This is a genomic window from Streptomyces sp. NPDC021020 (genome assembly GCF_044333285.1).
Taxonomy (GTDB): Bacteria; Actinomycetota; Actinomycetes; order Streptomycetales; family Streptomycetaceae; genus Actinacidiphila.
In genome coordinates, this window is record NZ_JBIRQQ010000011.1 from 92,898 (window position 1) to 115,743 (window position 22,846).

Sequence of the window (22,846 nt, forward strand, 5' to 3'; positions counted from 1 at the left end):
CACGGAAGACAAGCTGCGCCAGTACCTCAAGCGCGTCACCCTCGACCTCGGCCAGGTCAGGCAGCGCCTGCGGGAGACCGAGGAGCGCTCGCGCGAACCGATCGCGATCGTCTCCATGGCCTGCCGCTACCCCGGCGGCATCGACTCCCCCGAGGCGCTGTGGGATCTGGTCGCGGGCCGCGGGGACGCGATCGGCCCCTTCCCCGCCGACCGCGGCTGGGATCTCGACGGGCTCTACCACCCCGACCCCGACCACTCCGGCACCAGCTACGCCCGCGAGGGCGGCTTTCTGGCAGGGGCGGGCGGCTTCGACGCGGCGTTCTTCGGCATCAGTCCGCGCGAGGCCACCGCGATGGACCCGCAGCAGCGCATCCTGCTGGAGACCGCCTGGGAGGTCCTGGAGCGCGCCCGCATCGACCCCACGAGCCTGAAGGGCACCGCGACCGGCGTCTACACCGGCGCCGGGGTGCCCGGCTTCGGCACCCCGCCGGTCGACCGGGAGGCCGAGGGCTTCCTGCTGACGGGCAACGCGCTCAGCGTCGTGTCCGGCCGGATCTCCTTCACGCTGGGCCTGGAGGGGCCGGCCGTCACGCTGGACACGGCGTGCTCGTCGTCGCTGGTGGCCATCCACCTGGCCGCCCAGGCGCTGCGGTCGGGCGAGTGCGACCTCGCGCTCGCGGGCGGCGTGACGGTGATGGCGACGCCCAACGTCATCGTCGAGTTCTCCCGGCAGCGCGGCCTCGCGCCCGACGCGCGCTGCAAGGCCTTCGCCGCGGCGGCGGACGGCACGGGCTTCTCCGAGGGCGCCGGGCTCGTCCTGCTGGAACGGCTGTCGGACGCGCGCCGCAACGGCCACCAGGTCCTTGCCGTCGTGCGCGGCTCGGCCGTCAACCAGGACGGCGCCAGCAACGGCCTGAGCGCGCCGAACGGGCCCTCCCAGCAGCGCGTCATCCGGCAGGCGCTCGCCAACGCCGGGCTCGCGGCCTCCGAGGTGGACGTCGTCGAGGCGCACGGCACCGGCACGAGGCTCGGCGACCCCATCGAGGCGGACGCGCTGCTCGCCACCTACGGGCAGGAGCGGGCTGCGGAACGGCCGCTGTGGCTCGGCTCGGTGAAGTCGAACATCGGCCACGCGCAGGGCGCCGCCGGGGTCGCGGGCGTCATCAAGATGGTCATGGCGATGCGGCACGGCTCCCTGCCCGCGACCCTGCACGTCGACGAGCCGACCCCGCACGTGGACTGGTCGGCGGGCGCCGTCCGGCTGCTCACCGAGCCGGTCGACTGGCCCGCGGGCGCGGCCGGGGGCCGCCGGGCGGGCGTGTCGGCCTTCGGTATCTCCGGCACGAACGCGCACGTCATCCTGGAGGAGGCGCCCGAGCCGGCAGCCGTCGAGGAGTCGGCCGAACCTCCCGCCCAGGACACCGGCGCGGAACCGCTGCCGTGGGTGCTGTCGGCCCGCAGCGAGGAGGCCCTCGCCGAGCAGGCCCGGCGGCTGGCGCTGACGGTGGCCGAGCGGCCGGAGGTCCCGGTGGCGGAGGTCGCGTGGTCGCTGCTGACCACGCGGGCCGCCTTCCCCTGCCGCGCGGCGGTCGTCGGACAGACCCGGGACGCGTACCTGGAAGGGCTCGCGGCGCTGGCGGAGGGCACGGACCACCCGGGCGTCGTCCGGGGCACGGCGGTGGAGGTGGGGGCGGGTCCGGTGTTCGTCTTCCCGGGTCAGGGCTCGCAGTGGCCCGGCATGGGCATCGACCTGCTGGACGGTTCACCCGTCTTCGCCGCCCGTATCGCGGAATGCGAGCAGGCCCTCGCACCGTACGTGGACTGGTCGTTGACCGACGTGCTGCGCGGCACCTGTGAGACCGACGCCGAACGGGTGGACGTCATCCAGCCCGTCCTGTGGGCCATGATGGTCGCGCTCGCCGCCGAATGGCAGGCCCACGGCATCACCCCCACCGCCGTCATCGGCCACTCCCAAGGCGAGATCGCCGCCGCCACCGTCGCCGGAGCCCTCACCCTCGACGACGGCGCCCGCGTCGTCGCCCTCCGCTCCCAAGCGCTACGAGCCCTCTCCGGCAAGGGCGCCATGGCGTCCCTCGCACTGGGCCCCGACGACACCGCGCGACTGCTCGCCGAACTCGGCGCCGACGCCGACCAGGTCACCGCGGCCGCCTTCAACGGGCCCGCATCCACGGTCGTTTCCGGGCCACCCGACCAGATCGCCACGGTCACGGCGGCATGCGAAGCCCAAGGCCACCGGGCCCGCACGATCGATGTCGACTACGCCTCCCATGGCCCCCAGGTCGACCAACTCCACGACCACATCCTCACCACCCTCCACGGCATCACCCCCCAACCCGCCCACACACCCTTCTACTCCACCGTCACCACCCAACCCCACGACACCACCACCCTCACCCCCCACTACTGGTTCACCAACCTCCGCCAACCAGTCGACCTCACCCAAACACTCGCCACCCTCCTCACCCACAACCACCACCACTACATCGAAATCAGCCCCCACCCCGTCCTCACACCCGGCATCACCCACACCACCGACCAACACCCCCACCCCACCACCACCATCCCCACCCTCCACCGCAACCAAGGAACCCCACACCACCTCACCACCCAACTCGCCCACGCCCACACCACCGGACTCACCCCCACCTGGAACCACCCCACCACAACCCCCACCACCGACCTCCCCACCTACCCCTTCCAACACCACCACTACTGGCCGCGCACCGCTCCCGCGGCAGGCGACGTCGGTGCGGCGGGCCTGCGGGCCGTCACGCACCCGCACCTGTCGGCGGTCACCGGTCTCGCGGACGGCGGGCTGCTCGTCACCGGGCTGCTCCCCGCGGCGGGCGGCGCCGGGCTGCCGACCGGAACAGCCCTCGTGGAGTGGGCACTTCGCGCCGCCGACGAGGCGGGAAGCGGCGGCATCGACGAACTCGCCCTGCACACCCCCCTCGTGGCCCCGTCGGGCGCTGCCCTCCGCCTCCAGATCACCCTCGATTCCCCCGACGCCGAAGGACACCGGGCCTTCCGTGTCGCCTCGCAGCCCGCCGGAGCCGCGGCGGACGACCCGTGGACGGTGCACGCGGCGGGCACGCTGGCCCCGCCCGGACCGGCGGACGAGGCCCCGGACGACCCGGTGACCGGCGCCGGGACCTGGCCGCCCGCCGGGGCCGAGCCGGTGGACCTCGCCGCGCTCCACGCGTCCGCCGAGGCCGCGCACGGCGGGATTCCCCGCACGGTGCGGGCGATGTGGCGGTACGACGGCGATCTGCTCGCCGACGTGGAGCTGCCCGAGCCCGCCGGGGAGGACGCGGAGGACGGTTTCGGCATCCACCCGGCCCTCCTGGACGCCGCCCTGCACCCCCTCGCCCTCGACGGCGACCCCACCGACGGGCAGATCCTGCTGCCCTTCGCCTGGAGCGGCGTCACCCTGCACGCCACCGGCGCCACCGCCGCCCGGGTCCGCGTCCTGGCCCGCGACCGGGACGCCGCCGGGGCCCGCACGGTCGGCCTCGTCCTCGCGGACCCGGACGGCGCGCCCGTCCTCACCGCCGACGCGGTCGCCCTGCGCCCGGCGGCGCAAGGGGACGCGCAGCCCACGACCGTACGGCCCGAGCAGCCCGTATCCCCCGAGCAGCCCGTACGCCCCGCGCGGCGCCGGGCCGCGGCGCGGCAGCCCGCGGACGGTGCGCTGGGCGCGCGTCTGGCCGGGCTCGACGCGGCCGGGCAGCACGAGGAACTGCTCGCCCTGGTGCGGCAGGCGGCCGCCGTGGTGCTGGGGCACGCGTCGGAGGCGGCGGTGCGGCCGGAGGCGGCGTTCAAGGAGCTGGGCGTCGACTCCCTCACCGCGGTCAAGCTGCGGGACCGGGTCGCCGCCGTGACGGGCCTGCGGCTGCCCGCGACCCTGGTCTTCGACCACCCCACCCCGCAGGCTCTCGCCGCTCATTTGTGGGCCCTGCTGACCGGCGACCAGGACGGCTCGCCCGCGCACGCGCGCCGCTTCCGCCCCGGCCGCGGCGCGGACGACGACCCGATCGTGGTGGTCGCGATGGCGTGCCGCTTCCCGGGCGGGGTGACCTCGCCGGAGAAGCTGTGGGAGCTGGTCGAGGCGGGCGGCAGCGTGCTCGGGCCCTTCCCGACCAACCGCGGCTGGGATCTCGACAACCTCTTCCACCCCGACCGCGAGCACCCGGGCACCACGTACGCCTCGCAGGGCGCCTTCATCTACGACGCGGACGGTTTCGACGCCGCCTTCTTCGGCATCAACCCGCGCGAGGCCCTGGCCATGGACCCGCAGCAGCGGATCGTGCTGGAGACCGCGTGGCAGGCCCTGGAGCGCGCCCGGATCAACCCGCACACGCTCAAGGACAGCCTCACCGGCGTCTACACGGGCGTCATCTACCACGACTACGCGGCAGGCCTGGCGCCCGGCGACCCGCGGCTGGACGGCTACACGATGCTCTCCGGCATCGGCAGCATGATCTCCGGCCGGGTCGCGTACACGCTCGGTCTCCAGGGCCCGGCGGTCACGGTCGACACCGCGTGCTCGTCCTCGCTGGTCTCGATGCACCTGGCCGCGCAGGCGCTGCGGCAAGGCGAGTGCGACCTCGCGCTCGCGGGCGGTGTGACGGTCATGTCCACCCCGGACGCCTTCACCGGTTTCTCCCGGCAGGGCGGGCTCGCGCCGGACGGCCGCTGCAAGCCCTTCGCCGCCGCGGCGGACGGCACGGGCCTCAGCGACGGGGCCGGGCTCGTCGTCCTGGAGCGGCTGTCGGACGCGCGGCGCAACGGCCACCGGGTGCACGCCGTCATCCGCGGCTCGGCCGTCAACCAGGACGGCGCGAGCAACGGCCTGACCGCCCCCAACGGCCCCTCCCAGCAGCGCGTCATCGCCCAGGCCCTGGCGACCGCGGGCCTGACCGCCGCCGACGTCGACGCCGTCGAGGCGCACGGCACCGGGACCCGGCTGGGCGACCCGATCGAGGCGCAGGCGATCCTCGCGACGTACGGGCAGGACCGGCCGGACGAGCGACCGCTGCTGCTGGGGTCCGTGAAGTCCAACATCGGCCACACGCAGGCGGCCGCGGGCATCGCGGGCGTCATCAAGATGGTCATGGCGATGGAGCACGGGCGGCTGCCCGCGAGCCTGCACATCGACGCGCCCAGCCCGCACATCGACTGGGACAGCGGCGCGGTGGAGCTGCTCACGGACACGGTCGACTGGCCGGAGACCGGACGTCCGCGGCGCGTCGGCGTCTCCTCCTTCGGCGCCTCGGGCACCAACGCCCACCTCGTCCTCGAACAGGCCCCGGAGGAGCCGGGATTCACGCCACTACCCGACTCCGGGGAGATCGTGCCGTGGCTGCTGTCGGCCCGCGACCCGCAGGCGCTGCGGGACCAGGCGAGCGCGCTCGGCGGGTGGCTGGACGCCGGCGCGGGGGCCTCGGTCGCGGACGTGGGGCGGTCGCTCGCCACCACGCGGGCCGCCTTCGAGCAGCGGGCGGTGCTCCTCGGGCGGGACCGTACGGACTTCGCCGCCGCGCTGGAGGCGTTGGCCGCCGGTTCTCCGCACGCGGGGGTCGTGGCTACGGCGCCGGGTGGGTCGGTCACGGCGGGCCGGACGGTGTGGCTGTTCTCCGGCCAGGGCAGCCAGCGAGCCGGCATGGGCGCCGAACTCCACGCCCGCTTCCCCGTCTTCGCCGAGGCGTTCGACGAGGTCTGCGCGCTGCTGGACCCGCACCTCCAACACCCGTTGCGCGACGTCGTGTTCGAGCCCGAGCACGCCGAACTCCTCGACCACACCACCTACACCCAGGCCGGGTTGTTCGCCCTCCAGGTCGCGCTCGCACGCCTGCTCAACGCACACGGACTGCGGCCCGACGCCGTCGCCGGACACTCCATCGGCGAAGTCACCGCCGCCCACATCGCAGGAGTCCTCACCCTGGAAGACGCCGCCCAACTCGTCGCCGCCCGCGCCACCCTCATGGGCCAACTCCCCCCCGGCGGCGCCATGGCGACCGTCAACGCGGATGCGGAGGAGGTCACGGCGTGGCTGGCGGACCGCCCCGGGCTGTCCGTCGCCGCGTACAACACCCCCGTCAACACCGTGCTTTCGGGTCCGGCCGAGCAGATCGCCACCGCGGTCGAGGCATGGCGGGAGCGGGGGCGCAAGGCCCGTGTCCTCCAGGTCTCCCACGCCTTCCACTCACCCCTCATGGACCCCGTCCTCACCCCCTTCGCCCAAGCCATCGCCGAACTCGACTTCCAGACCCCCCGCATCCCCCTCATCAGCAACCTCACCGGCCTGCCCGCAGACAACGACATCACCACCCCCGACTACTGGGCCCAACACATCCGCCAACCCGTCCACTTCCACCAGACCCTCACCCACCTCGCCCCCGACACCACCCTCTTCCTCGACATCGGCCCCACCCCCGTCCTCACCACAGCCGTCCACCACACCCTCCCCGACACCACCGCACTCCCCACCCTCACCGGCAAACAACCCGACACCCACACCCTCGCCCACACCCTCGCCACCCTCCACACCACCCACCAGCCCCTCGACTGGACGCCCTGGCTCCCCGCCACCGGCGCACCCGCCGACCTGCCCACGTACCCCTTCCAGCGCCGGCCCTACTGGCTCACCGCACGCCCCGGGGGCGCGGGGGCCCCGGGTGGCGGGACGGGGATCGACCATCCGGTGCTCTCCTCCGTCGCCGCGCTCGCGGACGGCGGCATGGTGCTCAGCGGGCGCGTCCCGCCCGCCGGGCAGGGCGGCTGGCTCAGCGAGCACGTGATCGCGGGCACGGTCCTGCTGCCGGGCACCGCGCTGCTCGAACTCGCCCTCCAGGCCGCCGAGCGCACCGGGAGCACGCGGGTCGAGGAACTCCTCCTGGAGCAGCCGCTGTTGCTGCACGAGTCCGCGCCGCTGGACGTGCAGGTCGTCGTCGGCGCTCCCGAGGACGACAGCGGCCGCAGCGTGCACATCTACACCCGCCCGGCGTCCGGCCAGCCGGCGGAGTGGGTACGGCACGCCACCGCCACCCTCACCGCGGCGTTCACCGACGAGCCCGCACCCGACACCACCGCCTGGCCACCCCCCGGCGCCCAACCCGTCGACCTCACCGCCTTCTACGACCGCGCCACCACCGACGGTTACCACTACGGGCCCACCTTCCAGGGCCTCCAGGCCCTCTGGCGCCACGGCGACGACCTCCTCGCCGACATCGCCCTCCCCCTGGAAGCCGATGACGACCACACCCTCCACCCCGCACTCCTCGACGCCGCCCTCCACCCCCTCATCGCCGTCACGGACACCGCCCGGGAGGGCGTCTGGCTGCCCTTCTCCTGGAACGGGGTCACCCTGTACGCGACGGGCGCCACGCAGGCGCGGGTCCGTATCAGCCGGCAGGGCGACGGCGGGCGCGGCGTCACTCTGACCGACGGATCGGGGCGGCCGATCCTCGCCGCCGAGGCCGTCACCACCCGCCCGGCCCGTCTCAGCGCACCCCGACAGGCCGTGCCCGACGGCCTGTTCGCTCTCCGGTGGACGCCTGCCGCGCCGCTCGCCGACCGGTCGCCGGACGCGGAACCCTCCGTGGTCTACGCGACGGCGGCGACCCGGGGTGACGACGAACTTGCCGCCGTACAAAGTGCGTTGACACTCCTTCAGGAGTGGCTGACCGAGCCCCGGTCGGAGGAGGAGCGGCTCGTGGTGCTGACGCGCCGCGCGGCCGCCGTGGACGAGGAGTCGGTGGCGGACCCGGTGGCCGCGGCTGTCGCCGGTCTGGTGCGCAGCGCCCAGTCGGAGCACCCGGGCCGTTTCGTCCTGCTCGACCTGGACGCCGACGCCGAGCTGCCGGCCGACCCCGGGGCGGATCCGCTGATCGCCGACGCGGTGCGCCGCGCGGTCGCACTCGACGAGCCGCAGCTGGCGTTGCGCGGCGGGCGGATCCTCGTCCCGCGGCTGGTGCGGGCCCCCGCGCAGGTGTCGCCGGTGCCGCTGCTCGGCCGGGAGGCCTGGCGGCTGGACGCCGCGGGCACGGGCGGCACCGCGACGCTCGACGGTGTCGCGCCGGTGCCCTTCCCGGAGGCGGAGCAGCCCCTCGCGCCCGGTCGGGTGCGGATCGCGGTGCGGGCCGCCGGCGTCAACTTCCGTGACGTGCTGATCAGTCTGGGGATGGTGCCGGACCAGACCCGGATCGGCGGGGAGGGCGCGGGTGTCGTCCTGGAGGTGGCCCCCGACGTGACGTCGGTGGTGCCGGGCGACCGGGTGATGGGCGTCTTCGACGGCGCCTTCGCGCCGGTCACGGTGGCCGACGCGCACATGGTGACGCGGATGCCGCAGGAGTGGGACTTCGCCCGCGCGGCGGCCGTCCCGGTGGCCTTCCTCACGGCGTGGTACGGCCTGGTGGAGCTGGGCGGCCTCACGGCGGGCGAGCGCGTGCTCATCCACGCCGCCACCGGCGGAGTCGGCACCGCCGCCGTGCAGATCGCCCAGCATCTGGGCGCGGAGGTCTATGCCACGGCAAGTCCCGCCAAACACACCGCCCTTGAGGCGATGGGCATCAACGAGGCACACCGCGCGTCCTCCCGTGACCTGGACTTCGAAGGCGCCTTCCGGGAGGCCGCCGGGAGCGTGGACGTCGTCCTCAACAGCCTCGCGGACACGTACATCGACGCGTCGCTGCGGCTGCTCGGCGAGGGCGGGCGCTTCCTGGAGATGGGCAAGACCGACATCCGCGACCCCGAGCAGGTGGCGAAGGACCACGGAGCGGTGGACTACCGGGTGTACGACCTGGTCTCGGACGCGGGTCCGGAGCTGGTCGCGCGCATGCTGGGCACGCTGGTGGAGCTGTTCGAGCGCGGGGCGCTGACGCTCCCGCCGGTCACGACCTGGCCGTTGGCCCAGGCCCGGCAGGCCCTGCGCCACATGAGCCAGGCCAAGCACACCGGCAAACTCGTCCTCACCGTCCCGCCCGCACTCGACCGCAACGGCACCGTCCTGATCACCGGCGGCACCGGCACCCTCGGCGCCCTCCTCGCCGAACACCTCGTCACCACCTGGAACATCACCCACCTCCACCTCGTCAGCCGCCGAGGCCCCGACGCACCCGGCGCACACGAACTCGCCGCCCGACTCGACGCCCTCGGCGCCACCGTCACCCTCACCGCAACCGACGCCACCGACGCCCAGGCCATGAGCGACCTCGTCAACGCCATCGACCCCGCCCACCCCCTCACCGGCGTCATCCACACCGCGGGCACCACCCACGACGCCGTCCTCACCGCCCAGACCCCGCAAACCCTCGCGGACGTCTGGACGGCCAAGGCCGCGACCGCCGCCACCGTCCACCGGGCGACGCGGCACCTGCCGCTCGCCTTCGTCGCCCACTTCTCGTCCGTCTCCGCAACCCTCGGCAACCCCGGACAGGCCAACTACGCCGCCGCCAACGCCTACCTCGACGCCCTCGCCACCGACCGCACCGGACACCCCACCACCTCCGTCGCCTGGGGACTGTGGGCCACGGCCAGCACCATCACCGGCAAGCTCGGCGAGGCGGACCTCGCCCGTATGGCCCGCACCGGCGTCACGCCGCTGTCGGCCGAGAAGGCCCTCGCGCTCTTCGACGCAGCCCTGGAGCACGGCAGCCCGCAACTGGCGGCGGTCGGCCTCGACGTGCCCGCGCTCGCGGCGCAGCCCGCCGGGACGCTGCCCGCGGCGATGCGCGCACTGGCCGCGCGGCCCGGGGGCGCCACGCGCCGGGCGGCCACGGCCCAGCAGCAGCCCGACGACTGGGCGCGGCGGCTCGCCGGGCTCCCGGCGGCCGACCGGCGCCAGCAGCTGCTGGCGCTGGTGCGGGCGAACGTCGCGACGGTGCTCGGGCACGCCGACGCCGAAGGGGTGCTGGAGCAGACGCCGTTCACGGACCTCGGCTTCGACTCGCTGACCGGCGTGGAGCTGCGCAACCGGCTCTCGGCGGCGACGGGGCTGCGGCTGCCCGCCGCGCTCGTCTTCGACTTCCCCTCGGCCGGGGCGCTGGCCGACCACCTGGTCGGCCGGCTCGTGCCGGACGGCTCGTCCGCGGCGCGGGACGGCGCGGACACGGTGCTCGGGGAACTGGCGCGGCTGGAGGGCGCGTTGGCGGCGCTCGACCTGCCCGACGCGGACGCGCGGGCGGTGACAGGTCGGCTTGAGGGGCTGCTGGCGCAATGGAAGGCGGCGTCCGCGCCGCCGGCCGAGGACAGCGCGGCCGACCGGCTCGCGCTCGCCGGCACCGACGAGGTGCTGGCGTTCATCGACCGTGAGCTGGGCGCCTCCTGACGCCCGGCCCACCACGACCGGCACGACCGGCACCACGACCACGACCGGCACCAGGACCAGGACCAGGACCAGGACCGCAATCGTCACCGCGACCGGACCCGGAAGCGGAACCGCACCGACACCACCCGCTCCGACACGTGTGGAGGCCGTGACCGACCATGCCCGACGACCAGAGGCTTGTCGACTACCTCAAGCGTGTGGCGACGGATCTGCACGACACGCGGCGCCGGCTGCGCGAGGTGGAGGACCGGGACCGCGAGCCCGTCGCGATCGTCGCGATGTCCTGCCGCTTCCCCGGCGGCGTGGCCTCGCCGGAGGAGCTGTGGGAGCTGGTGGCCGGCGGCGGGGACGCGGTCGGGCCCTTCCCCGCCGACCGCGGCTGGGATCTCGCGGGGCTCTACCACCCGGACCCGGACCACCCGGGGACGACGTACACCCGTGAGGGCGGCTTCCTGCACGACGCCGACCGCTTCGACGCGGGCTTCTTCGGGATCAGCCCGCGCGAGGCGCTGGCCGTCGACCCGCAGCAGCGCAAGCTGCTGGAGGTGGCGTGGGAGCTGTTCGAGCGCGCGGGCGTGGACGCGACGGGCCTGCGCGGCAGCCGTACGGGCGTCTTTGTCGGGGCGGCGACCATCGGCACGACGACGTCGGGCGCCCCGGTCCTCAAGGAGTCCGAGGGCTACGCGGGCGCGGCGCCGAGCATGCTGTCGGGGCGGCTGTCGTACACCTTCGGGCTCGAAGGCCCGGCGCTGACGGTGGAGACGGCGTGCTCCGCGTCGCTGGTGGCGATGCATCTGGGGATGCAGGCGCTGCGGCGCGGCGAGTGCTCCCTCGCGGTGGCGGGCGGGGTGACGATCATGGCGACGCCCGCGGTCTTCACCGGCTTCGCGCGCCAGCGCGCGCTGTCCGCGGACGGCCGCTGCAAGCCCTTCGCGGCGGCCGCCGACGGCACCGGCTGGGGCGAGGGCGCCGGGCTGATCCTGCTGGAGCGGCTGTCGGACGCCCGCCGGAACGGCCACCCGGTGCTCGCCGTCATCCGCGGCTCCGCCGTCAACCAGGACGGCGCGAGCAACGGCATCACCGCGCCCAACGGCCCCTCCCAGCAGCGCGTCATCCGCCAGGCGCTCGTCTCCGCGGGCCTGTCGTCCGCCGAGGTGGACGCGGTCGAGGCGCACGGGACGGGCACGAGGCTCGGCGACCCGATCGAGGCCGACGCGCTGCACGCGACGTACGGGGCGCAGCGGCCCGCGGACCGGCCGCTGCTGCTCGGCTCGGTCAAGTCCAACATCGGGCACACCCAGGCGGCGGCCGGTGTCGCGGGCGTCATCAAGACGGTGATGGCGATCCGGCACGGCGTCTTCCCCGCGACGCTGCACGTCGACGCGCCGACCCCGCACGTCGACTGGACGTCGGGGGCCGTGCGGCTGGTGACCGAGCCGGTCGACTGGCCGCGTACGGACCACCCGCGGCGGGCCGGGGTGTCGTCGTTCGGGGTGTCGGGTACCAACGCGCACCTGATCGTGGAGGAGGCGCCCGAGCCGACCGCGCCGGAGGAGGACCCGGCGGCGGCCCGTACGGCGGTGCGGGGCACGCTCGTACCGTGGGTGCTCTCCGCGCGGGACACCGCCGCGCTCGCGGAGCAGGCGCGCGCCCTCGCCGGGTGCGAGGAGGACCCGGCGCGGATCGGCCGGGCGCTCGCGACCGGGCGGGCCCGGTTCGAGCAGCGGGCCGTGGTGCTCGGCGCGGACCGGGCCGAACTGCGCGGCGGGCTGGCCCGGTTGGCCGCGGGCGAGCCCGATCCGGCCGTCGTGACGGGCGCGGTGGGCGCCACCGGTCCCGGCCCGGTCTTCGTCTTCCCCGGCCAGGGCGCGCAGTGGCCCGGCATGGGCCGTGAACTCCTGGAGTGCTCACCGGTCTTCGCCGCCCGCGTCGCGGAGTGCGAGCAGGCCCTCGCCCCGTACGTCGACTGGTCGCTGGCCGACGTGCTGCGCGGTGCGGGTACGGCCGGGGCCCCGCACCGGGAGGACGTCATCCAGCCCGCGCTGTGGGCCATGCACGTGTCGCTGGCCGCGGTGTGGGAGAGCTTCGGCGTCACCCCGGCGGCCGTCGTCGGGCACTCCCAGGGCGAGGTCGCCGCCGCGTGCGTGGCCGGGGCGCTGGGCCTGGACGACGCGGCGCGGATCATCGCGCTGCGCGGCCGGGCGCTGGGCCCGCTCATCGGGCACGGCGCGATGGCGTCCCTCACGCTCGGCGCCGAGGACGCCGCGGAGCTGATCGGCGCCCTCGGCCCGGCCGCCGCGGACGTCGCCGTCGCCGCGGTCAACGGGCCGCGCTCCACGGTGGTCTCGGGTCCGCCCGCGGGCGTGGCCGCCGTGCTGGCCGCCGCGGAGGAGCGCGGCGCGCGCACCCGCACGATCGACGTGGAATACGCCTCGCACGGCCCGCACGTGGACCGGGTCCGCGACGACATCCTGACGGCGCTGGACGGCGTGGCGCCCGCGGAGTCCGCCGTCGCCTTCTACTCCACCGTCACCGCGGGGCGGCTCGGCACGACCGCGCTGGACACCGGCTACTGGTTCGACAACCTGCGCCGCCCGGTCCGCTTCGCCGACACCGTGGGGCGGCTGCTGGCCGACGGCTACCGCACCTTCGTGCAGTGCAACCCGCATCCGGTGCTGGCCGCGAGCCTCCAGGAGACCTTCGAGGACGCCGGGACCGCCGCCACCGCGCTGGCCACGCTGCGGCGCGACCAGGGCGGCGAGCGGCAGCTCGCCCTCGCGCTCGCGCAGGCGCACACGTCCGGGCTCGACGTCGACTGGCGCCCGTGGCTCGGCCCGGACGACCGGCCGGGCCGTCAGGTCGCCCTGCCCACCTACCCCTTCCAGCGGCGCCGCTACTGGGTGCCCGCCGGGACGGCCGGCACGGGTGACGTGTCCGCCGCCGGGGTGCGGGCCGTGGACCACCCGCTGCTGCCCGCCGCGGTGCCGCTGCCCGACGGCGGGCTGGTGCTGACCGGGCGGCTGCGGGGCGGCGCCGGCTCCGGCTGGCTCGCCGACCACGCCGTGGGCGGCACCGCCCTGCTGCCGGGGGCCGCGCTCGTCGAGTGGGCCCTCCAGGCCGCGCACGAGACCGGGTGCGGCGGGGTGGAGGAGCTGGCGCTCCAGGTGCCGGTGGTGCTGCCGGACGCGGGCGCGCTGCGCGTACGGGTCACGGCGGGCCCGGCGGACACCGCGGGGCGGCGCACGGTCGAGGTCCACACGTGCCCGGACGGCCCCGACACGCCCGCGCCCGGCGCGTGGGTGCGGCACGCCGAGGGCACACTCGCCCCCGCGGGCGAACCCGCCCCGGCGCAGGACCCGGCGGCCGCGTGGCCGCCGCCCACCGCCCAGCCGCTGGACGTCGCCGACCTCTACGGGCGGGCCGCCGGGGACGGTTACGGCTACGGCCCGGCCTTCCGCGGCCTGACGGCAGCCTGGCGGGACGGCGACGACCTGCTCGGCGAGGCCCTGCTCCCCGAGGCCGCCGGGGAGGGCGCCGACCGCTTCGGCATCCACCCCGCCCTGCTGGACGCGGCCCTGCACCCGGCGCTGCTCGACACGGAGGAGCGCCCGGCGGCCGAGCAGGGGCAGGTGTGGCTGCCCTTCGCCTGGAGCGGTGTGACGGTGTGGGCGACGGGCGCGCGGCGCGTCCGCGTCCGCCTCTCCCCCGCCCCCGGCGGGCGCCGCCTCACCCTCACCGACCCCTCGGGCGCGCCCGTGTTCTCCGCCGACCGCGTCGCCGTACGCCCGGCGCGGGCCGCCGAGTTGCGCGCGGCGGGCGAGCGGGCGGTGGAGGGGCTGTTCGCGGTGGAGTGGGTGCAATCGCCTCCGGCGGAGGCGGCGGCGCCGGAAGCGGCGTGGGTCGTGGTGGGCACCCGCGCCGACGATCCCTGGACGTCGAGGGCCCGGCCTGCCGGGGAGAGCGCGCCGCGGGCGGATGCGGGCACGCCGGCCACCGCCGGTCCCGGCACGGACCGTGCGGACGCACCGCCCACGGACGTGACGGACCCGAGCCCCCTCGCCTCACCGGCCGCGGACGGCAACGCGGCCGGTGCCGCCGAAGCCGACCGGCCGGACGTCGGGACCGCGCCTCGGCCCGACCGCGGCACGACGGATCCGCACCCGGACATCCCGGCCTCCCCGCCTTCCGGGGACGGCAACGCCCCCAGCCACGCCGAGGCCGATGCCGCCGAAGCCAACCGGCCGGGCGACGGAACGACCCCCCGGCCCGCACCCGACACGATCACCCCGCACCTTCCGGCGTCACCGCCAGCCGCGGGCAGCAACGCCGCCGATACCGACCCGCCGGGCAGCGGAACGCCCCCCCGGCCCGCACCCGACGCAGCTGCCCCGCACCCCCTCGCGTCACCGCCGTCCGCGGAGAACCACGCCGCCGACCGCACCCGTACCCGCGCGGACGTGCCCGGAACGACCGCCGTGGACGGACCGCGCGGCTATCCCGACCTCGGCGCGCTCGTCGCCGCGGTGGACGCGGGCGCCGAGGCCCCGTCCGTGGTCGTGCACCCCGTGCCGGAGGACCCGGACGGCGGCCCGGGCGTCGTGGAAGGCGTGCTGGCCCTGGTCAAGGCGTGGCTGGCCGAGGACCGCTGGAGCGGGTCGCGACTGGTGCTGGTCACCCGCGGGGCGGTCGCGGCGGGGGACGGGGATCCGGCCGCCGAGCCGGGCGGGGCCGCGGTGTGGGGGCTGGTCCGCGCGGTGCAGGCCGAGCACCCGGGCCGCTTCGCCCTGGTGGACCTGGCGGCGGGCGACGACGACCTGGCCGCCGCCGTGCGGGCGGGCGCGGACGCCGGTGAGCCGCAGGCCGCCCTCCGCGCGGGCCGCACGCTCGTCCCGCGCCTGGTGCGTACGGCCGCGCCCGCGGGAGCCGGGCCGGTGGACCTGTCGGGCGGCACCGTGGTGGTGTCGGGCGGGACCGGGGTGCTGGGCGGCGCCGTCGCGGAGCACCTGGTGCGCGCGTACGGCGCCCGGCGCCTGCTGCTGCTGTCGCGGCGCGGCGCCGACGCCCCGGGCGCGGCCGAACTGCTGGCCCGTCTCGCGGAGGCGGGTGCGCAGGCGGAGGCGGTCGCGGTCGACGCGGCCGATCACGCCGCGCTCGCCCGCGTCCTCGCCGCGATCCCGGCCGACCGCCCGCTGACCGGCGTCGTCCATGCCGCGGGCGTGATCGACGACGCCCTCGTGGAGTCGTGGGACGCCGGGCGCCTCGCCCGGGTGTGGGCGCCGAAGGCCACCGCGGCGCGGCATCTCGACGACCTGACCCGTACGGCGCCGCTGCGCCTCTTCGCGGTCTTCTCCTCCGCCTCCGGCGTCGTCGGCAACGCCGGGCAGGCCGGTTACGCCGCCGCCAACGCGTGGGCGGACGCCCTCGTGGCGCGGCGGCGCGCGGCGGGGCTGCCGGGGACGAGCATCGCGTGGTCGCTGTGGGAGCAGACGTCGGCCATGACCGGGCATCTCGGCGGGGCGGGCCTGTCCCGGCTCGGCTCGCTCGGCATGCGCCCGCTGGCGACAGCGCACGGGCTGCGGCTCTTCGACGCTGCGCTGCGCACCGACCGTCCGGTCGTGGTGGCCGCCGACCTCGACACCGCGCGGCTCTCTCCCGACGGCCCCGCGGTGCTGCGCGCGCTGGCCCTTCCGGCCCGCCGCCGCGCCGCGGATCCCGACGCGGCCGCGGGCCCCGCGCTGGCCGGGCAACTGGCCGCCCTGGACGCCGAGGAGCGGCGGGAGCTGCTGCTCACGACGGTGCGCAGGACCGCGGCCGTCGTGCTGGGCCACTCCTCGGAGGCCGCCGTGCCGGACGGCACCGCCTTCAAGGAGCTGGGCTTCGACTCGCTCACGGCGGTGGAGCTGCGCAACCGGCTCGCGGCCGCGACGGGGCTGCGGCTGCCCGCGACCCTGGTCTTCGACCACCCCACCCCGCAGGCGCTCGCCGCCGAGCTGGCGGGGCGGCTGTCGGCGGGGACGTCCGGGGCGGTACGTGCCCCGGTCCGCGCCGCCGCCCGCACCGCCGACGAGCCGATCGCCGTGGTGGCGATGGCGTGCCGCTTCCCGGGCGGGGTGACCTCGCCGGAGGGCCTGTGGGAGCTGGTGGACGGTGGCCGCGAGGTGCTGGGCCCCTTCCCGGCGAACCGCGGCTGGGACCTCGGCGGCCTCTTCCACCCCGACCCCGACCACCCGGGGACGAGCTACGCGTCGCAGGGCTCGTTCATCTACGACGCGGACGGTTTCGACGCCGCCTTCTTCGGCATCAACCCGCGCGAGGCCCTGGCCATGGACCCGCAGCAGCGGATCGTGCTGGAGACCGCGTGGGAGGTCCTGGAGCGCGCGCACATCGACCCGACGAGCCTCAAGGACAGCCTGACCGGCGTCTACACGGGCGTCATGTACCACGACTACGGCACAGGCCTGCCGCCCGGCGACCCGCGGCTGGACGGCTACGGCAACCTGGCCGGGACGAGCAGCATCATCGCGGGCCGTATCGCGTACACCCTCGGGCTCCAGGGCCCGGCGGTCACCGTGGACACCGCGTGCTCGTCCTCGCTCGTCACCATCCACCTGGCCGCGCAGGCGCTGCGGCAGGGCGAGTGCGACCTCGCCCTCGCGGGCGGTGTGACCGTCCTGGCCACGCCCGACGTCTTCACCGGCTTCTCCCGGCAGCGCGGCCTCGCCCCGGACGGCCGCTGCAAGCCCTTCGCGGCGGCGGCCGACGGCACGGGCTTCGGTGACGGCGCCGGGCTCGTCCTGCTGGAGCGGCTGTCGGACGCCCGCCGCAACGGCCACCGCGTGCTGGCGCTGCTGCGCGGCTCGGCCGTCAACCAGGACGGGGCCAGCAACGGCCTGACCGCCCCCAACGGCCCCTCCCAGCAGCGCGTCATCCGGCAGGCCCTCGCGGCGGCGGGACTTCGGCCGTCCGACGTCGATGCCGTCGAGGCGCACGGCACGGGGACGAAGCTGGGCGACCCGATCGAGGCGCAGGCGGTCATGGCGACGTACGGGCAGGACCGGCCCGCCGAACGGCCGCTGCTGCTGGGGTCGATCAAGTCCAACATCGGCCACACGCAGGCCGCCGCGGGGGTCGCCGGAGTCATCAAGATGGTCATGGCGATGCGGCACGGGCGCCTGCCCGCGAGTCTCCATATCGACGAACCGACCCCGCACGTCGAATGGTCCGGCGGGGTCGCACTCCTCACGCAGGCCGCCGACTGGCCCGACACCGGACGCCCCCGCCGCGCCGCCGTCTCCTCCTTCGGCGCGTCGGGCACCAACGCCCACGTCGTCCTCGAACAGGGGGACGCGGAGCCGGAGTTGACGCCCCCGCCGGACTCCGGGGACGTCGTGCCGTGGGTGCTGTCGGCCCGTACGGACGAGGCGCTGCGCGCCATGGCCGTCGCGCTCGGCGAGCACCTCGCAGCGGAGGGGACGTCACCGGGCGCGGGAGCTGTCGGGCGGTCGCTCGCCACGACCCGGGCGGTCTTCGAGCGCCGCGCCGTCGTCCTGGGCTCGGGACGGGACGAACGGGCTGCCGCGCTGGAGGCGTTGACCGCCGGTTCCCCGCACGCGGGGGTCGTGGCTACGGCGCCGGGTGGTACGGCGGCCGGGGGCCGGACGGTGTGGCTGTTCTCCGGCCAGGGCAGCCAGCGCAGCGGCATGGGCGCCGAACTCCACGCCCGCTTCCCCGTCTTCGCCGAAGCCTTCGACGAAGTCTGCGCCCTCCTCGACCCGCACCTCCAACACCCGTTGCGAAAAGTGGTGTTCGAGCCGGAACACGCAGAACTGCTCGACCACACCACCTACACGCAAGCCGGGTTGTTCGCCCTCCAGGTCGCGCTCGCACGCCTGCTCAACGCACACGGACTACGGCCCGACGCCGTCGCCGGACACTCCATCGGCGAAGTCACCGCCGCCCACATCGCAGGAGTCCTCACCCTGGAAGACGCCGCCCAACTCGTCGCCGCCCGCGCCACCCTCATGGGCCAACTCCCCCCCGGCGGCGCCATGGCCGCACTGGAGGCCACCCCCGAGGAGGCCGCGGAACTGCTCACCGGTCACGGTGCCGAGGTCGGCGTGGCCGCATACAACACACCGACGAGCACGGTCGTTTCGGGACCTGCGGGCGTCATCGGCGACATCGCCGAGGCGTGGAAGGGGAAGGGGCGCAAGGCGCGCGTCCTCCAGGTCTCGCACGCCTTCCACTCCCCCCTCATGGACCCCGTCCTCACCCCCTTCACCGAAGCCATCGCCGACCTCGACTTCCAGACACCCCGCATCCCCCTCATCAGCAACCTCACCGGCCTGCCCGCAAACGACGACATCACCACCCCCCACTACTGGGCCCAACACATCCGCCAACCCGTCCACTTCCACCAGACCCTCACCCACCTCGCCCCCGACACAGCGTTGTTCCTCGACATCGGCCCCACCCCCGTCCTCACCACAGCCGTCCACCACACCCTCCCCGACACCACCGCACTCCCCACCCTCACCGGCAAACAACCCGACACCCACACCCTCGCCCACACCCTCGCCACCCTCCACACCACCCACCACACGGTGGACTGGACACCCTGGTACCCGGCGGACGGGGGCCCCGTCGTCGACCTGCCCACCTATCCCTTCCAGCGCCTCCCCTACTGGCTCACCCCCAGCCGCACCGCGCCCGCCGCACCGGGCGGCGCCGCTCTCGACCACCCCCTCCTCACCGCCCTCGCCCCGCTCGCGGACGGCGGCCTGCTGCTGACCGGTCAGGTCCCCGCGGCCGACGACGAGGGCTGGACCGGCGACCACATCGTGGCCGGGACCGCGCTGCTGCCCGGCACCGCGCTGGTCGACCTCGCCCTGTTCGCGGCCGAGCACACCGCCACGCCGCAGCTCGCCGAACTCGTCCTCCAGCAGCCGCTGGTCCTGCACCCCGAGCAGGCCCTGCCGCTCCAGGTCATCGTGGGCCCCGCCGACGACACCGGCCGCCGCGCCCTGGACATCTACACCCGTCCGGCGTCCGGCCAGCCGGCGGAGTGGGTACGGCACGCCACCGCCACCCTCACCGCCGACGCCACCGAGGCCGCACCCGAGCCCGACACCACCGCCTGGCCACCCCCCGGCGCCCAACCCGTCGACCTCACCGGCTTCTACGACCGCGCCACCGCCCAGGGCTACCACTACGGGCCCACCTTCCAGGGCCTCCAGGCCCTCTGGCGCCACGGCGACGACCTCCTCGCCGACATCACCCTCCCCACCGACGACGAAAACACCCACACCCTCCACCCCGCACTCCTCGACGCCGCCCTCCACCCCCTCATCGCGACCGCGAGCAAGCCCGCGGGCGAGATCTGGCTCCCCTTCAGCTGGACGGGCGTCGTCCTGCACGCCACCGGCGCCACCGACGTACGGGTCCGCATCACACCGCGCGGCGACGACGAATACCGCGTCGCCCTCAGCGACACCGCCGGCCACCCGGTCCTGACCGCAGACGCCCTCGCCAGCCGCCCCGTCGACACCGCCCGGCTGCAGGCCCCGGGCGGCGGCCCCGGCGACGGGCTCCACCGTGTGCGGTGGACGACCCTGCCGCCGCTCTCCGGGCCGGACGGGGAAGCGGACGCGGACGGCTGGGCGGTCATCGGCGACGACGGTACGTACGCGGACGCGCTCCCCGCCGCCACCCGCCACCCGGACCTCGGCGCGCTCGTCGCGGCCGTGGACGGCGGGGCGCCCGTACCGCCCGTCGTGCTGCGCCACACGCCGCGGGCGGACGGCGACGACGCCGGACCGGCGGCCGACGTGCTGGCCGCCGCGCAGGAGTGGCTGGCCGAGCCGCGTTTCGCGGGGTCGCGGCTCGTGGTCGTCACGCGGAAGGGCACCTCCGCCGTGGAGCCCGGCGCCGAGGGCCCGGACGGCGGCGGCGCCGTCGATCCGCCCGCCGCTGCCGTGTGGGGGCTGGTGCGCAGCGCGCAGTCCGAGCACCCGGACCGCTTCGCCCTCCTCGACCTGGACGCCGATCCGGCGCCCGGTCTCGTCCCCGCGCTGGCGGCGGCGTTCGCGGCGGACGAGGGGCAGGTGGCGGTGCGGGGCGGTACGGCCCTGGTGCCGCGGCTGGTGGCGGCGGACGCGGCGGCCGGGATCGCGCTGCCCGTCAAGGCCCCGGCGTGGCAGCTCGTCGTGTCGGAGGAGCAGACGGGCACGGTCGACGACCTGGTGGCCGAGGAGCGCCCCGAGGCGCTGGCGCCGCTGGCGGCCGGTCAGGTACGTATCGGCGTCCGGGCCGCGGGCGTCAACTTCCGCGACGTGATGGTGACCCTGGGCGTCGTGCCCGACCGGCGCGGGCTGGGCGGCGAGGGCGCGGGGGTCGTGCTGGAGACGGCGCCGGACGTGACGTCGGTGGCGCCCGGGGACCGCGTACTCGGCCTGTGCGAGGGCGCCTTCGGCCCGGTCACCGTGGCGGACGCCCGCACGCTGGTGCCCGTACCGCCCGGCTGGACCGACGCGCAGGCGGCCGCCGTGCCGATCGCGTTCCTGACGGCGTGGTACGGCCTGGTGGAGCTGGGCGGCCTCACAGCGGGCGAGCGCGTGCTCATCCACGCCGCCACCGGCGGAGTCGGCACCGCCGCCGTACAGATCGCCCGGCACCTGGGCGCGGAGGTCTACGCGACGGCAAGTCCCGCCAAACACAACACCCTTGAGGCCATGGGCATCGACGCCGGGCACCGCGCGTCCTCCCGCGACCTGGAATTCGAAGGCGCCTTCCGGGAGGCCGCGGGGGACATGGACGTCGTCCTCAACTGCCTCGCCGGGGATTTCACCGACGCCTCGCTGCGGCTGCTCGGTGAGGGCGGGCGCTTCCTGGAGATGGGCAAGACCGACATCCGCGACGCGGAGCAGGTCACCGCGGCCCACCCGGGCATCCGTTACGAGGCCTACGATCTGGTGAGCCATGCGGGACCGGCGAGGATCGCCGCGATGCTCCGCACCCTCGCCGGCCTCTTCGCGCAGGGCGCGCTGACACCCCCGCCGGTGCAGACCTGGCCGCTGGCCCAGGCCCGGCAGGCCCTGCGCCACATGAGCCAGGCCAAGCACACCGGCAAACTCGTCCTCACCGTCCCGCCCGCACTCGACCGCAACGGCACCGTCCTGATCACCGGCGGCACCGGCACCCTCGGCGCCCTCCTCGCCGAACACCTCGTCACCACCTGGAACATCACCCACCTCCACCTCACCAGCCGCCGCGGCCCCCACGCACCAGGAGCCACCGAACTCACCCACCACCTCGAACAACTCGGCGCCACCGTCACCCTCACCGCAACCGACGCCACCGACCCCCACGCCGTACGCGCACTCGTCAACGCCATCGACCCCGCCCACCCCCTCACCGGCGTCGTCCACACCGCCGGTGTCACGGAGGACGCCGTCGTCACCGCCCAGACCCCCGAGGCCCTGGCCCGCGTGTGGGCCCCGAAGGCCGCCGCGGCCGCCGCCCTGCGCCGGGCCACCGCGCATCTGCCGCTCGCCTTCTTCGCCCTCTACTCCTCCGCCGCCGGCACCCTCGGCAATCCCGGCCAGGCCAACTACGCCGCCGCCAACGCCTACCTCGACGCCCTCGCCACCGACCGCACCGGCCACCCCACCACCTCCGTCGCCTGGGGCCTGTGGGCCACCACCAGCGCGCTGACCGGCAAGCTCACCGCCACCGACCTCGCCCGTATGACGCGTACGGGCGTCACCCCGCTCGCCACCGGCAAGGCACTCGCGCTCTTCGACGCCGCCCTCGCAGCGGGCGAACCGCACGTGGTCGCCGCCGAGTTCGACCTGGCGGCGGTGGCCGGCCGGCCGCCCGAGGCGCTGCCCTCCATGGCCCGCGCGCTCGCGGGCGCGCGGTCCGGGGCAGCGGTCCGGCGGGGCGTGGCGGCGGCGCGGCCCGCGGACCTGTCAGGACGGCTCGCCTCGATGGGGCGCGAGGAGCGGCGGGCACTGCTGCTGGATCTCGTACGGACGCACGCGGCCACGGTGCTGGGGCACGCGGACGCCGAGGCGGTGGCGACGGACACGCCGTTCAAGGACCTGGGCTTCGACTCGCTCACGGCCGTCGAGCTGCGCAACCGGCTCGCGGCGGCGACGGGCGTGCGGCTGCCCGCGGCGGCGGTGTTCCGCCACCCGACGCCCGGCGCGATGGCGGAGCACCTGGAGAGCGAACTCGGCCCCGCGGACGACCCGTCGGCGGAACCCGTCCTGCGCGAGCTGGAGCGGCTGGAGGCGGCGGTCGCGCAGGAGCGTCCGGCGGGCGAGGCGGGCAGCCGGCTCGTCAAGCGCCTCCAGGACCTGCTGTGGCGGCTCGGCGACGGCGCCACCGCGGACGAGGCCGACGGCGGCAGCGGCCAGGAGGTTCTGGAGGCGGCCTCGGACGACGAGATGTTCGCGCTCATCGACCAGCAACTGGGCTCGTCCTGAGGGGATGCCG

Annotated in this window: 2 protein-coding genes; both read left to right on the forward strand. The window is 75.9% G+C overall.

Annotation, left to right across the window (positions count from 1 at the left end; all coding sequences use genetic code 11):
- The first annotated feature begins 13 nt into the window (after nt 1-13).
- The gene (locus ACH4SL_RS29710) at nt 14-10,348 is read left to right on the forward strand and encodes an SDR family NAD(P)-dependent oxidoreductase (RefSeq protein ID WP_398451406.1); all 10,335 of its coding nucleotides are present in this window, start codon (nt 14-16) and stop codon (nt 10,346-10,348) included.
- Nucleotides 10,349-10,506: 158 nt separating this feature from the next.
- Nucleotides 10,507-22,836: an SDR family NAD(P)-dependent oxidoreductase gene (locus ACH4SL_RS29715; RefSeq protein WP_398451122.1), complete on the forward strand. Its 12,330-nt coding sequence runs from the start codon at nt 10,507-10,509 to the stop codon at nt 22,834-22,836.
- Nucleotides 22,837-22,846: the final 10 nt, after the last annotated feature.

Coding starts and splice junctions, on each gene's coding strand:
- ACH4SL_RS29715 (WP_398451122.1), top strand. CDS start 10,507: ATGCCCGACGACCAGAGGCTTGTCGACTACCTCAAGCGTGTGGCGACG.